We start from the raw sequence: 14,286 nt of genomic DNA, 5'->3' as shown, positions 1-14,286 counted from the left end.
CGCCGCTCCGCGTCCGTCGCCCAGAACGCCCCCAGAATGTCCCCGTACACCGCGTACGCCACATCCGGATGCCACAGGATGATCCCGTTCCGGAACTGCTGGAAGCGCCCGCCCAGCGAGGAGTCGCGTTCACCCCGGACCGGTGCGCCCAGGACGCTGCCGGGGCCGCCCATCCGGTCGTACTTCGCCCCGATCGTCCCGTAGGGCACCAGGTCGTCCAGCCGGTCGTAGCGGCGGGGCGTGAAGCCGCGCAGGCCGTCGGCCCAGACCCGTTCCTCGGCGACGTGGCCGAAGTCGTACTCCTCGCGGACCACCGGCTGGGTGTGCCCGGCGTCCGCCCAGCGGACGAACAGGGCGACGTGGTCGGTGCCGCCGGAGTCCCGGAGCAGGGCGTCCCCCGGCTGGAGGTCGCCGGCCGCAACGTCGGAGGTGACGTTCCAGAGGTCCCAGGTGGTCAGGGAGGTGCCCAGGTGCCAGGACATCGACACGAAGCCCGAGCAGTCGGGGCGGTAGCAGCCGAACCGGTTGGCGTGGCAGCCGTCCCAGCTGTACGGCACCTGCTCGGCGACCCAGGACCAGGAACGGTCCATCACCTCGCCCCGCCCGAGCGGTTCGTCCGGACCGGCCGCCCGCGCGGACGGTGCGCCCGGGAGGGCGAGGGCCAGCGCCGCGAGGGCCACGGCGGTCACCCGTACTGTGCGTTGCAGGAATCCCAACGGAGGCCTCCGGCTCAGGTGGTGGTGGTCCAGGTGCCCCGGGAGGGGCTCCAGTGGATGACGCCGTTCTGGAAGTGCTGCGCCCGGCCGCCGGGTTCGTCCACCTCGTCACCGGTCGGATAACCCAGCACCGCCTCGTGACCACCCGCGTGGAACGCGTCGTAGATCGCGTCGTGGACCACGTGCGCACCCGTCTGCGCCGACCACAGGAACAGCCCCCGCTCGAAGAACTGGTACCGCCCCCGCGTCCCGTTCGGCGCCCGCGACGCATCCGCCTCGTCCATCGTCGGGAAACCCCAACGCCGCTCCGCGTCCGTCGCCCAGAACGCCCCCAGAATGTCCCCGTACACCGCGTACGCCACATCCGGATGCCACAGGATGATCCCGTTCCGGAAGAGCTGGAAGCGCCCGCCCAGCGAGGCGGCCTCCTCGGCGCGGACCGGCGCGCCGAGCACGCCGCCGGCGCCGCCGAGGCCGTCGTACTTCGCCCCGATGGTGCCGTAGGGCAGGAACGCCTCGTCCCGCAGGGCCCGCGCCCTGCCCTCCGCCTGGTCGTACCGCTCCGGGTAGGCGGAGCGCTGGACGGCCTGGGCGAGCGTCCCGGCGCTGCTGCCCGCGTGGTCGGGCTCCATCTGCAGGGCCACCTCGAAGAACCGGCTCGCCGCGTAGTCGACGTCGAGGCACTGCGCGGGGGCGCACCAGCCCATCGAGGGGCGCTGCTGGAACACGCCGAGCGAGTCGCGGTCGCCGCAGTCCAGGTCGTTCATCCGGGACTCGACCCAGCCGGTCTCGAAGCCGGCCAGCATCACCTTGTCGGACACGTTCATCCGCTGCCCGACCTCGTAGACCTTGCGGGTCACCGCGATGTCCCGGTCCGGCGGGATGTCGCAGTAGAGGGTGGCCGGGGCGGTGTGGCCGAGCGGGCCGGGGACGACGGGCTGCTGTCCCTGGGCCCGGGCGGGGCCGCCGAGGGCGGTCGCGGCCGTGGCGAGCAGCAGGGCCGCGAGGGTGGACCGCACGCGGCGTCCGGTGGTGCCGGTCATGCCTCTCCTTCCTGGTAGGGGTGCTTCCTGCTCCGGGTTGGTCCGGGCTCCCCGGGTCACGGGTTGATGCCGTCGAACTGGCGGACCCAGTAGGGCGGTTGGTGCAGCCCGCCGGGCCACTGCGAGACGATCAGGGTCAGCGAGTTCGGGCCGGCGCTGCCGGGGTGGATGTAGCCGCCGTACAGGTTGGGCACCTGCGGCCGGCCCCAGTGGTTCGGCGGCCAGGTGTTGTTGCCGACCACCTGCGGCTTGGGCGCGCTCCACACCGCGTCGGGTCGGCGCGCGGTGCGGGTGCAGATCGCGTAGTCGGTCACGTCGAAGTAACTCATGCAGTACGTGCCGCCGATGCGCTTCACCGAGAACTCGCCGATGTTGTTGCCCTGGAGGACGGGCGACGGCGGGGCGGCGCTGGTCCACTGCCAGGAGCCGTTGACGTAGGCCCAGTTCTGCTGGGCGCCGAAGTTCCCGGCCCGGAAGTCGTCCGGCTGGATCCGGAACAGCTGGATCGCCCCGCCGTCGCCGGTGTTGATGTGGCTGCCGTTCCAGCGCTTGGAGAAGACGTAGAGCCAGCCGTCGGGGTCGATGCCCGCGAAGGACCACATCCCGTACATGGACTGGTTCACGCCCTGCGCGTCGCCGGGCCAGTGGTACGGGTAGTCGTGCCAGGTGACGCCGTAGTCGTCGGAGTAGGCGACCCCGGACATCAGCGAGCCGTCGTGCCCGGGCTCGATCGGCGGGTCGTCCTTCACGCCCCAGCTGTGGACGGCGGTGTACTGGAGGTAGGTGCGGCCGCCGAACTCGATGCAGTCGTTGGGGATCCGGCTGATCTCGAAGCCGTGCCCGTTGTCCGCCCTGGTCCGGTAGTCGAACAGCTGCCGGGCCTGGCCGCCGGTGGGCATCGCCCAGGTGAAGGAGATCGGTGTCCCGCCGGAGGCGTCGAAGTTCGCCTGGGCCAGCATCACCGGCGAGCCGAGGTAGTCGCCGTACTGCTGCAGGTCGGACCAGGTGTCGCCGAAGACGTAGCCCCAGCTGTTGTCGTGGGCCCGGCAGTACGGGATGCCCAGGTCACTGGAGCCCAGGCCCTGGGCGCTGGCCGAGTCGCCGGGCTGGTCGCAGAGCGGCGTGCCCTGCTGGGACGCCAGCGCGGGCGCGGCGCCCGGCGCGCCGGCGGTGCCCGGCGACGCGGCGGCCGCGGAGGCGGCGGGCGCGACGCCGGCCAGTCCGGCGCCGAGGGCGAGGCCGCCGCCGGCCCGGAGGACGGAACGGCGGGTGGGCGTCGGGCGGTCCGGTGGGGTCAGGTCGGGCATGTCGTTCCTTCGCATGAGGGGGTGGGGTGGTGAGGCCGGAGGCGTGCGGCGGCCGGCGGGGGCGGGCCGCCGCGCGCCTGCCGGGGCCGGGTCAGCCCGCGGCGGTGAACGCCGCGGCGAGCCGGGGGACGTAGTCGGCCAGGGCGGGTGCCCAGCAGCCGTAGTTGTGGCCGCCGTCGCAGGTGGGGGACAGCGACGCCCCGTTGCCGTAGTCGACGAACCGGCTGGGGATCCCGAGCCCGTCCAGGCGGGCCTTCACGGTGGCGGTGGCGATCTCGGTGAAGTGGTCGATCAGCCCCTGGTTGCCGGTGTAGAGCGTGATGCCGGTGCCGCCGAGCCGGGCCAGGTTGGCGGGGGCGGCCGGGTTGACGGCGTTCCAGATCCGGTCGGCGCCGAACACCGGGTACGGGGAGCCGAAGATCGCGTCGCTGTCGACGTACGGGCCGTAGCCCGTGCACGGGCCGGTCCCGGAGGTGCTCAGGGCGCACCAGGCGCCGGTGACGTTGAGTTCGGTGGCGAGGACGGCAGCGCGGATCTCGGCCATGCCGAAGTCGATGCCGCCGGACAGCGAGGCCACCTGGCCGAACAGGTCGGGGCGGGCCTCGGCGTAGTGCAGGGCGCCGTAGCCGCCCATCGACATGCCGAGCACCGCGCGGTGCGCGCGGTCGGCCCTGGTGCGCAGGTTGGCGTCGATGAACGGGACGACCTGCTCGGTGTGGAAGGTCTGCCAGTTCGCCGCGCCCATGGCGGTGTTCTGCATCAGCCAGTCGGCGTACCAGCCCTTCAGCCCGCCGTCCGGGACGACGGTGATCATCGAGTCCGAATGCAGGGCCGGTGCGGCCGCGGCGTCGTCCACGGTGCCGCCCCCGCCGTGCAGGAAGTACGCCACCGGCCAGCGCTTGCCGGGATCGGCGGCGTAGCCGGCGGGCAGCAGGATCCGGATCCGGTGCGGGCCGGACAGCTGCCCGCTGGTCACGGTGATCGTGAAGTCCGTGGCGGAGTGCACCTCGGTCGCGCCGGCCACCTGGGTCAGGCCGAAGCCGTCGGTGAAGGCCGGGACCGTGGGGGTGTCGGCGTGCGCGGCCGGTCCGGAGAGGACGGTCAGCGCGGCCGTCAGCGCGGCGGCGGCGGTGGCGCGGGTGGCGACGCGGCCGGCGGTGGACAGCGCGGCGCGGAGCCGGCCGGTGGACCGCGGTGAGCTCATGGCGGTTCTCTCTCGACGGAGGGACGGGTCGTGAGCATGTGAAGAACTACACAGGTCGGATGGGACGGAAACGGCACCGCTTCGCACCCGACCGGGTTGGATGGCTGTCATGACCCCTGCAACCGAGCCACCGCGTACCGTCCGGCGGGTGCTCACGGCCCGTCAGCGGCCGTGCGGCGGGCTCCATCAAACCGACCGCGCGCCGCCCCGTCACGGCGCCCTGACCTCGTCGGACAATTCCCGGACAACCACCGGACATCACCGGCCCCACCCCGGAGGCACGGCCCGCCGGGCGGACACCGGACCTTCCCCGCACAGAGAGGAACGAGCGGTGGGACGGCAGGAACAACCCCTTGATCCCCACCAGGGCCCGCTGGCCCGGTTCGCCTACGACCTGCGCGAGCTGCGGCGCCGGGCCGGCAGCCCGTCGTACCGTCAGCTCGCGGCCCGCACGCACTACTCGGCGTCCACCCTGGCCGCGGCCGCCGACGGGCGGCGGCTGCCCAGCGCCGCCGTGCTGGCCGCCTTCGTGACGGCGTGCGGCGGCGATCCGGACGCCTGGGAGCAGCGCCGGATCCGCACCCACGACCTCAGCACCAGCCCGGCACCGGACGCCGCCCCGGTCACCGGCCCGGCCACAGATCCGGCCCCGGAACCCGCCCCCGCCCTCGCGGCTGCGGCCGGCTCCCCCGCCCCGGCCGCCGCGCCGACATTCGAACGGGCGCTCGAACCAGCCCCCGTACCGGCCACCGCACCGGCGCCCGCCGCCGTGCCCGCGCCCGCCGCGCCGTCCGCACGCCGCCTGAGGCGCCGGTTCACCGCCACCGGCCCGTCCCGCCGGAGCGGCCGGCCCGCGCTGCGGCGCCTGGCCGGACTGGTGGCCGCCGCGGCGGCCGTGGTGGCCTTCGGCGCCTTCGTCCCCGGCGACACCATGGCACCGGTCGGACTCCAGGACGACGCCCGCTGGCTGCGCGCCGACGCCGGGATCCCCCAGCGCTACCGGCACCTGATCGTGCAGGCCGGCACCACCTGCGACTTCCCCGGGATCAGCCCGGCCCTGATCGCGGCCATGCTGCAGGCCGAGAGCGGCTTCGACCCGGCGCTCAGCGACCCGGACAACGACGAGTACGGCATCGCCCGCTGGACCCCTCGCGTCCTCCGGCACTACCTGCCGCCCGACCGGCAGGGCAGCGTGCCCACCCCGCCGTTCAGCCCCGAGGACTCGATCCCGGCCGTGGGCCGGATGCTCTGCGCGATCGCCCCCTACCTGGAGGGCGTCCCCGGCGACCCGGCGGTCAACCTCGCCGCCGCGTACCGCACGGCGACCTGGATCGTGCAACGGCAGGACCCGGCCCTGGAGCGGATCCGGCCCTACCTCGACCAGGTCCGCGCCAACCTGCTGAGCTACCGCCCGACGGCGGACCACCCCACCGGACGGCACTGACCGACGCCCCGTTCCCCTACGGCGAGAGGCTCGACGCCGGCCGAGACGGTGCGTCAGACTCTTCTCCCAGCACCACCGGCGGCACCCGCGCTCCCACCGCACCTCCGTCCCGCCCGGTCGCACGGCACCGCACGCGTCACGCACCCGAGGCACCTCAGGCGCCATGCACCAACGCACCGCACACCACGCACCGCCGCGCACCGGGCCCAGAACCGCACATCGGAGAGCCACACGGTGACCACGAGTCAGCAGCTGGAGATCACCCTCGCGTCCGGCCGGTCCGGCACCGGTCCGGCCACCTGGGGCCAACAGGCCATCTGGGACGCCGTCGGCCGGCTGTCACCCGCCGACGCCCCGCGCTACAACATCACCACGGCCGCCCCGCTGGACCCGGGCCTGCCGGTGCCGGTGGTCCTCGCCGCCCTGACCGGCCTGCTCCACCTGCACGACTCGCTGCACACCAGACTCCACCAGGACGACGCCGGCCGGCTCCGGCAGACCGTCGACCCGGCCGGCCGGCTGCCCGTGCACACCCGGCCCGGCCGGGGCGGCCCGGCCGAACTCGCCGCGACCGGCCGGGCCCTGCACGACGAACTGGCCGCGCTGCCCTTCGACTGCGCCGCGGAGTGGCCGCTCCGGGTCGGCCTGGTCGTCGCGGACGGCCTGGCCCGGCACATCTCGCTCGTCCTCTCGCACACCGCGGTGGACGGTGCCGGCATGGGCCGGCTGGTCATGGACCTCACCGAGCTGTCCCTCGGCGAGCCGCCCGAGGCCGTCCGCGCCCGCCGGCCCGCCCAGCAGCCGCTGGAGGAGGCCGCGTTCCAGACCTCCGAACGCGGCCTGAAGCGTGACGCCAACGCCCGCGCGCACGTGCTGCGCAAGCTCCGTTCCGGCCCGCCGCGGCTCTTCCCGCCGGCCGCGGACGACGTGGCCCGGCCGTTCCCGAACGCCGTGCTCAGCTCCCCGGCGCTGTTCCGGGCCGTCGACCGCGTCGCGGCCGGCCACCGGGTGAGCGGTTCCTCGGTACTGCTCGCGGCCACCGCGGTGATGACGGCCCGGCTGTCCGGTTCGCCCGACGCCGTGCTCCAGGTGATCGTCAACAACCGCTTCCTGCCCGGCCTGACCACCGCGGTGAGCCCGGTGGCCGGCGACGGCCTGCTCCACCTGCCGGACGCCGACGGCGAGTTCGGCGCCGTCGTCCGGCGCACCCACGCCGCCTCGATCGCCACCTACCGGCACGCGTACTACAACAAGCGCCTGCTGGACGCGGAGATCGCCCGGCTGACCGCCGGACACGGCCCGCTGGCCGACCGGTCCTGCATCGTCAACGACACCCGCGACCTGGTCCCGGCGCCGGCCACCGACGCCGCTGCGGCGACCGGCAGCAGCGACGCCGGTGACCCCGGTGACCCGCTCGACCCGGCCCGCAGCACCCTTCGCTGGCCGCAGGAGTTCGAACCGCGCCCCGGCCTCAGCTACGCGCTGGACGCGCTCCGGACCCCGGGCGCCGTCGAACTCGCCCTGACCGCCGACCCTTCGGTGCTCCCCCGCCCCGCGATGGAACGTTTCCTCCACGGCATCGAGGACCTGGTCGTCACCGAGGCCCGGGCCCTTCCCGGCCCCGGTCGCTGATCCCCGGCCGCTGATCCCCGGCCGGGCCCACGCCGAGGCCCGGCCGGCCGCGTCCTGCGGCCGCCCGGGCCCGGCCCGTCACCCCGTCAGTGCGCGTGCCCCTGCTCGTGCTCGTGCACCGAGTTGGTCTCCTGGATCCTCTTCCAGGACTTCGGCTCCGGCCGCCCGGCCCCGGCGGCCGGGGCCAGCCCCGCCGCGCCCGACGGGGCGGCCGAGGTGGCCGGCACGCCCGCCGAGTCGGCCGCCGGCTTCGCGGCGGTGAACAGCCAGGTGTCGAACAGCGCCCCGAGCGGCTTCCCGGAGACCCGCTCGGCGTACGCCTGGAACTGCTGGATGGTGGCGTTGCCGTACTTGCGCTCGGCCGGCCAGCCCTTGAGGATCCGGAAGAACGCCTCGTCCCCGACGGCGTTGCGCAGCGCCTGGATGGCCACCGCCCCGCGGTCGTAGACGGCGCCGGCGAACTGGTGGTCCGCCCCCGGGTCGCCCGGCTTGACGGTCCAGAACGCGTTGCCGGCCGGGTAGCTGGCGTAGACGTAGTCGGCCAGCTCCTGCGCCGTGCCCTCGTTCTCGTGCTCGGACCAGAGCCACTGCGCGTAGCGGGCGAAGCCCTCGTTGAGCCAGATGTCGCTCCAGCGCTGGACGGAGACGCTGTCGCCGTACCACTGGTGGGCCAGCTCGTGCACCACGACCGAGGTGTTGGCGCCGCGGGAGAACTGCGCGGGGCTGTAGAAGATCTGGGTCTGCGTCTCCAGGGCGTACCCGGTGGGTACGTTGGGCACGTAGCCGCCGACCGAGGTGAACGGGTAGTCGCCGAAGTAGCCGCTCAGCCAGTCGACCAGCTCGCCGGTGCGCTCGACGCTGGCCCGGGCCGCGCCGTCGTTGTCGCCGAGGTCCTTGCTGTAGGCGGTGACGACCGGGAGGCCGCCCGGCGTGGTGTCGGTCCTGATGTCGAACCTGCCGATCGCCAGGGTGGCCAGATACGTCGCCTGCGGCTTGGTCTGGCGCCAGTTGTACCGGGTCCAGCCGGCCCGGGAGCTCTGGCCGGTGAGGATGCCGTTGCTGATCGCCTGGGTGCCGTCGGGCACCTGGACGGAGACGTCGAAGGTGGCCTTGTCGGTGGGGTGGTCGTTGCTCGGGTACCACCAGGCGGAGCCCTCGGGCTCGTTGGCCGCGACCCCGCCGTCGGGGGTGCGCAGCCACGCGGAGTAGCCGCCGCGCTCGACCTCGCCGGGCTTGCCGGCGTAGCGGACGACGACGGTCACCGGGCTGCCCTTGGCGAGCGGCCGGGCGGGGGTGATCTCCAGCTCCGACTCCCCGGTGGCGGCGAACTTCGCGGTGCGGCCGTTGACCAGCACCTCCTTGACGCCGAGCACGAAGTCCAGGTCGAAGCGCGAGAGGTCCTGGGTGGCGGTGGCCAGGATGGTGGCGGTGCCCTCCAGTTCGTCCGTGGCGGGCTGGTACTTGAGCCGGATGTCGTAGTGCGACACGTCGTAGCCGCCGTTGCCGGCGTTGGGGTAGTAGGCGTCCCCGATGCCCGGTGCGCCCGGGGTGTACGGCGCTGCCGCGGCGGGGACGGTCAGGAGCAGGGCGAGCGCGCCGGCGGCGGCAGAGACGATCAGTCCCTTGCGCACGGTGGTCCTCCAGGGTCACTGGGACGGTTGGGTCGCATCGATCCCTGTCCCGGCGAACCCCCGCCCACTCCTGTCAGATGAAATGTTCATGCGAAGAAACCGGCCGAAATGAAGCCGCCGTGCCGCTGACACGACGGCTCCACCCGGGGACCGGGCCCCGCCCGCGGAGGCCCCGACGGACCTGCGCGCCTACGCCCCCAGCGCCACCGGCGCCCGCACCAGCGAGCCGTACTCCGTCCACGAGCCGTCGTAGTTCTTCACGTGCGGGTACCCGAGCAGCTCGGTGAGCGCGAACCAGGTGTGCGCGGAGCGCTCCCCGATCCGGCAGTACGCGATGACCTCGCGCTCGGACTCCACGCCCTGCCCGCCGTACAGCGCCCGCAGCTCCTCCGCCGAGCGGAAGGTCCCGTCGTCGTTGGCCGCCTGCGACCAGGGGATGTTCACCGCACCGGGGATGTGGCCGGGCACCTGCGCCTGCTCCTGCGGCAGGTGCGGCGGCGCCAGCGCCTCGCCCCGGTACTCGGCCGGCGAGCGGACGTCGACCAGCACGGCGTCGGAACCGGGTTTGGCGAACACCTCCGCCTTGGCCAGCACCTCGTCCCGCAGCGCGCGCACCTCGGGGTGCTCGGGACCGGCCAGCCGGTACGCGCTGTGCTGGTAGTCCATCACCGCCCGGGTGAGCTCCCGCCCCTCCAGCTCCCACTTCTTCCGCCCGCCGTCGAGCAGCCGGACCGGCCCGAAGCCGCGCAGCCGCAGCAGCCAGTACGCATAGGCGGCGAACCAGTTGTTGTTCCCGCCGTACAGCACCACGGTGGTGTCGTCCTCCACCCCGGCCGCGCGCAGCAGGTGCTGCATGCCGTCCCGGTCGGTGTAGTCGCGCCCCACCCGGCTGTGCAGGTCGGTGGTCCAGTTCCAGCCGACCGCTCCGGGGATGTGCCCCTGCTCGTACGCGGTGGTGTCCTCGTCCACCTCGACGACCCGGATCGTGCCGTCGTCCAGGTGGTGGGCCAGCCACTCGGTGGGTACCAGCGCCTCGGGGTGTGCGTAGCCGTTGCCGGTCATCGCCGCCCTCCTTCGCTCGGACTCCTTCGAACCTACGTCCGGCCGTCCGCCGAGGCCACCCGCACCGCCAGAGCCACCCGCACCGGCGGGCCGGACGCGCCCGCGGACGCCCGCGGACGCCGGGCACGCACCGCGTACCCGGTGGCCCAGGGGCGGCCGGCTACGCCGCGGCGCCGTCCGGACGCGCAATGTAGTAGACGTTCAGGATGTCGCCCTCGACCTGCGCGGTGTCCACCGCGCCGAACCCGGCCTCGGCCAGCATCCGCCGGGCGGTCTGCTCGCCCCACACCGTCCCCAGCCCCGCGCCGCCCTCGCCGAGCGAGACCGTCATGCAGTAGAAGGTCGAGAAGGTGTAGAGCGCCGGGGCGAGCGGGTGGGCGATGTTCTCCTCCAGCCGGCTGCTGGCGGCGATGTCGCCCATCAGGAAGACGCCGCCGGGCCGCAGCACGCGGGCCACGGCGGCCAGCGTCTCGGCCGGGCGGGCCAGGTCGTGGATCACGTCGAAGGCGGTGACCAGGTCGTACGCGCCGGCCAGCCCGGCCGAGTCGGCGACCTCGAAGTGCGCGTTGGCCAGCCCGAGCGCGGCGGCCTCGGCCCGGGCGGCGGCGATGCCGTTCTCCGCGATGTCGACGCCGGTGAACCGGCTCGCCGGGAAGGCCTTGGCCAGCACGTTCACGGCGTGCCCCTGCCCGGTGCCGATGTCGAGTGCGCCGATCCCCTCCCGCAGCCGGTCGGGCAGCCCGGGGACGAGCGGCACGATCCCCCCGACCAGCGCGAGGTCGTAGACCCGGGCGGACTCCTCGGCCTGCAGCGCTTGGAACCGCGGGTACGCCGAGTACGGCATCCCGCCGCCGCTGCGGAAGCAGTCGATCAGCCCCTGCTCGACGTCGCCCATCAGCGCGAGGTACTGCATCATCCCGGCCAGGTTGTCCGGCCCGGCCGCCCGGGTCAGCGCGGCCGCGTGCTCGGGCGGCAGCAGGTACGTGCCGCGCTCGGCGTCGTAGTCGACGACCCCGCCGACGACCATCGCACCGAGCCACTCGCGCACGTAGCGTTCGTCCAGACCGGAGGCCCGGGCGATCTCCGCGCTGCTCGACGGGTCGAGGCCGGCCATGGTGTCGAACAGGCCCGTCTGGTGGCCGATGCTGGCCATGAACGCAAGGCAGGCGTCGTTCAACGTCTGCACCATCCGACCCGCGAACTCCTCCTGCTTCACCGGGTCCGGTTCCCGTACGGACATCGTTCCTCCTCCGCCTCCGGGACCGCGTGAACCCTCCCCTCGTCACGCTACGCCGCAGCCCCACCCGGGGCACCCTGCGGTCAGGGCACCCCGGAGCACACCGGTGAAGCCCTCGACGGGCATCGGCGCCAGCCCCTACGGCCGGGCACTCCACGGGTCACCCGGGACCCAGTTGCCGTGGAGGCCGAGAGGGATCCGCACGGGAAGGTGGACACGGGCGACCGGTTCACCCGTGAAGTCCTGGGCCGACAGGATCACCAGGTCCGCCGCGCCGCGCCCGGCGTCGTGCACGTACGCCATCACGTATCCGTCGTCCTCGGCCACGGGCGACTCCGTGGGGACGAACACGCCCTCGCCCACCGCCCCGAACCTGCCGAACTCGTGCGCCTCGGTCGTACCGCGCACGAGATCGTGCTTGAGCAGCGCACTGCTGAACCCCTCGTTCGGCCGCGGGTCCCCCGGGCCGGTGGGCGGCGCGTAGAGCTCGACCGCGGCCGAGTACCCGTACCGGTGGGGGCGCGCGACACAGCGGGAGTCGACCCGGGGGAACTCCTGGATCCGGTCGTCCAGCCGGTCCTCCCGGACCTTCCCGGCGACCAGGTCGACCCGCCAGCGGTCCAGAGTGGGACGGCTGGTGCCGAAGTCCCTGATGTCGAAGCCCTCGGGGTGCCGGACGATGTCGATGACCACGTCCGTGCCGTCCTCGTAGGCGTTGAGCGTGTGACCCACCAGGCCGGGGGCGACCTCGAACCAGCGGACCTCGCCGCCGGCACGTGGCATCACGCCCACCCGTGCCCGGTGGGACTCGTCCCAGACGAAGGGGACTCCGGTCGGCAGCCGGGCGGCGCTGAACACCACGGGCGCGTCGAAGAGGACCACATGGTGCTCGGTCAGCGCGAAGTCGTGCATGTAGGGGTTCCCGGGCGTATGGATCAGCGTGGTCCGCACCACCGTGCCGGATTCGTCCATCACGATGTGCTGGACGTGCTGCGAGCCGTACAGGAAGGCGAGCGAGTGCAGTTCCCGGGTGTGCGGGTCGAAGACGGAATGGGCGTTGGCGCTGTAGCCCTCGGGAGTCGCTCCGAGATCGCTGGGGCCCACCGTGTCGAGGTCGTAGCCGAGCTCGTACGGGCGTATCCCGCCCTCCAGCAGGGCGAAGGTGCGGCCCGCGAGACCCGCGACCTGCACGTTCGGTGCCATGTCCAGCCGCTCGTCGACGGGAGTCCCCCGCCGTGGTTCTCCCAGCCGGTCGGCGACGGAGGAGGACCGCACCCAGCGGTTGCGGTACCACTCGGCCCGGCCGTCGCGGATGCGGACGCCGTGCACCATGCCGGCACCGAGCGTCCAGATGTGGGCGGCCGGGTCCTCGATGCCGAGCGGGTTGGGGCCGTTCCGCAGATAGCGGCCGTTGAGGTGGGCCGGGATCCGGCCGGTGACCGGCAGGTCTAACGCGGTGACCTCCTCGGTGACCGGCGCGAAGCTTCCCGACAGATAGCGGTTGACCGTCATGATGTCCGTCCTTGTCCGTGCTCGGCGGCGAGGAAGGCGTGTCCCACGGCCGCCATCAGTGTGTCGAAGCGGCGGGCCGCGGTCTCCGGCGGGAAGTGGCCGGCGATCTCCAGGCTCACGGCGCCGTGTGCCGCCGCCCACAGGATCTTCGAGATCTCGTGTGCGTCTCCCGGCCCGAACACGCCGGAGTCGATGCAGGCCTGAACGGCGGCCACGGAGGCGTCGAAGGCGCTCTCGGCCACGTCCAAGGCCTCGGTGCTCGGCCGGAAGCCGGGCACCGCCTGCTCGAACATCACCCGGTAGTAGGCCGGTTCGGCCAGGGCGTGGGCACGGTAGGCGGCCGCGAGGTCGTTGAGCCGGGTCAACGGGTCCTCGGTCCGGGAGGCTTGCTGCTGCACCCGCCGCAGGCGGGCGAACCCCTCCCGGTAGAGCGCGTCGACCAGCCCTTCCTTGCCTCCGAACATGGTGTAGAGGACCTTGGTCGACGCGCCGATCCCGGTGGCGATCCGCCGCATCGTCAGCGCGGCCGGTCCCTCCGTGACCAGCAGGTCGATGGAGTGGTCGAGGATCGTGGTGCGCACGGCCGCTTGGCCGGCGCGTTGGGCGTCCTGGTAGGGCGTGTTCATGGTAACAGCGTATCTCATGGGTAACGCCGTTACCCATAATGTGGCGAGGAACTCCGCCGCGCATCGGCCACGGCCGGGTGCGGCAGGACGCCGGCCCGGCGGGCCGCCCCGCGACACGACTCGGCGGGGCCGCTCCGGTGTCGTCGCACCGGAACGGCCCCGCCCGATCGCCGGGCCGGCCGGCCCGCAACGCCTCCTGAGCCGGCCGGCTCAGGAGAAGACCACGGACCGCAGCTTCAGCCGGTCACCGAGGACCTTGCCCGGGTTCATCACGTAGTAGGTGTCGCCGGCGCAGTCGAAGTCGAGGAAGACGGTCGCCGTCGAGTTGGTGAAGTTCGAGGGCGCGAACGCCGGGTTCTCCTCGGTCGCCCCGAAGAGGTCGATGCACGTGCCGCTCTCCGGATCCGCGATGCCGGCCGGGACGCCGGGGCCGACCTTGTAGAGGAACTCACCGACCGCCGCGTTCGCGGAGGTGGGGACGGCGAGGGCGAGGACGACGGCACTGGCGGCGGCGATCACGGCATTGCGGAGACGCATGGGGGATGGGCCTTTCACGGCGGTACCCGGCGGTACCTAGGGAATTGATGCGACATCACCCTAAAGGCCAAAAATCTGCAGAAACGGTTCATCTAATCCACCCTTTCGAGTGGTTTGGGCCGGAAAGCCGCTACCCGCCGACCGGTCCGGCTTCGTCACCCCGGCGGGGCGGTGAAGTAGTACCCCGAGTCGACCAGCACCGGCAGGTACGTCTTCAGCGCGGCCACCGTCTGCGAACGGCAAGGACCCCATGGGGCCCGCGCTGGTCTTCCAGGCTGATGCGTGGTCGGCCTTCGTCTCTGCCATCCGGGCCGGCGAGTTCGGGGCCGTCTGAC

12 protein-coding genes and 1 pseudogene are annotated in these 14,286 nt (G+C 73.3%); 3 read left to right on the top strand and 10 right to left on the bottom strand.

The genetic code is table 11. From position 1 onward, the window contains the following. From ABZ885_RS24215 to ABZ885_RS24200, 4 genes are all read right to left on the bottom strand, one after another. On the bottom strand, positions 1–689 hold a 689-nt coding region (locus ABZ885_RS24215), incomplete at its 3' end, for a hypothetical protein (protein ID WP_360192265.1). A gap of 41 nt (positions 690–730) precedes the next feature. After that, positions 731–1,759 (bottom strand): hypothetical protein, encoded by a 1,029-nt coding sequence (locus tag ABZ885_RS24210; RefSeq protein ID WP_360192262.1) that lies wholly within the window; start codon positions 1,757–1,759, stop codon positions 731–733. A 56-nt stretch (positions 1,760–1,815) separates the two neighbouring features. Beyond that, complete coding sequence (locus ABZ885_RS24205; protein WP_360192259.1) at positions 1,816–3,066, bottom strand: DUF4185 domain-containing protein; 1,251 nt, start codon at positions 3,064–3,066, stop codon at positions 1,816–1,818. Positions 3,067–3,157: 91 nt separating this feature from the next. Then, a complete protein-coding gene (locus tag ABZ885_RS24200; protein WP_360192256.1) occupies positions 3,158–4,270 on the bottom strand; it encodes an alpha/beta hydrolase-fold protein in 1,113 nt (370 codons plus the stop codon). Positions 4,271–4,601: 331 nt separating this feature from the next. Here ABZ885_RS24200 and ABZ885_RS24195 point away from each other — a divergent pair, with 331 nt between their 5' ends. Further along, positions 4,602–5,714 carry a helix-turn-helix domain-containing protein gene (locus ABZ885_RS24195; protein ID WP_360192254.1) on the top strand — a complete coding sequence of 371 codons (1,113 nt, stop codon included), beginning with the start codon at positions 4,602–4,604 and terminating at the stop codon, positions 5,712–5,714. Between the two features lie 234 nt (positions 5,715–5,948). Further along, entirely contained in the window at positions 5,949–7,346 is a 1,398-nt protein-coding gene (locus ABZ885_RS24190; protein ID WP_360192251.1) for a condensation domain-containing protein, read from the top strand. A gap of 86 nt (positions 7,347–7,432) precedes the next feature. Here the strand turns inward: ABZ885_RS24190 and ABZ885_RS24185 are convergent, their stop codons facing one another. The 6 genes from ABZ885_RS24185 to ABZ885_RS24160 all read right to left on the bottom strand — a co-directional run bounded on the left by ABZ885_RS24185 (position 7,433) and on the right by ABZ885_RS24160 (position 13,951). Beyond that, positions 7,433–8,977, bottom strand: coding sequence for a M1 family metallopeptidase (locus tag ABZ885_RS24185; protein ID WP_360192248.1), 1,545 nt, complete (start codon positions 8,975–8,977; stop codon positions 7,433–7,435). A gap of 189 nt (positions 8,978–9,166) precedes the next feature. Next, positions 9,167–10,039, bottom strand: coding sequence for a sulfurtransferase (locus ABZ885_RS24180; RefSeq protein WP_360192245.1), 873 nt, complete (start codon positions 10,037–10,039; stop codon positions 9,167–9,169). Between the two features lie 160 nt (positions 10,040–10,199). Further along, on the bottom strand, positions 10,200–11,279 hold the full coding sequence (locus ABZ885_RS24175; RefSeq protein ID WP_360192243.1) for a class I SAM-dependent methyltransferase: 1,080 nt from the start codon (positions 11,277–11,279) through the stop codon (positions 10,200–10,202). 135 nt (positions 11,280–11,414) lie between these two features. After that, positions 11,415–12,788 (bottom strand): carotenoid oxygenase family protein, encoded by a 1,374-nt coding sequence (locus ABZ885_RS24170; protein WP_360192240.1) that lies wholly within the window; start codon positions 12,786–12,788, stop codon positions 11,415–11,417. Continuing rightward, positions 12,785–13,414, bottom strand: a complete 630-nt coding sequence (locus ABZ885_RS24165; protein WP_360192238.1) for a TetR/AcrR family transcriptional regulator — start codon at positions 13,412–13,414, stop codon at positions 12,785–12,787. Before ABZ885_RS24165 ends, ABZ885_RS24170 begins: the two co-directional genes overlap by 4 nt. A gap of 210 nt (positions 13,415–13,624) precedes the next feature. Then, positions 13,625–13,951: a hypothetical protein gene (locus ABZ885_RS24160; RefSeq protein WP_360192236.1), complete on the bottom strand. Its 327-nt coding sequence runs from the start codon at positions 13,949–13,951 to the stop codon at positions 13,625–13,627. Between the two features lie 244 nt (positions 13,952–14,195). Between ABZ885_RS24160 and ABZ885_RS24155 the strand changes: the two are divergent. Further along, positions 14,196–14,285 (top strand): annotated as a pseudogene (locus tag ABZ885_RS24155) (DUF397 domain-containing protein); the annotation flags it as partial. Between the last annotated feature and the right edge of the window lies 1 nt (position 14,286).

This window comes from Kitasatospora sp. NPDC047058, assembly GCF_040643935.1.
GTDB lineage: Bacteria > Actinomycetota > Actinomycetes > Streptomycetales > Streptomycetaceae > Kitasatospora.
This window is presented reverse-complemented; position numbering and strand designations above follow the sequence as displayed.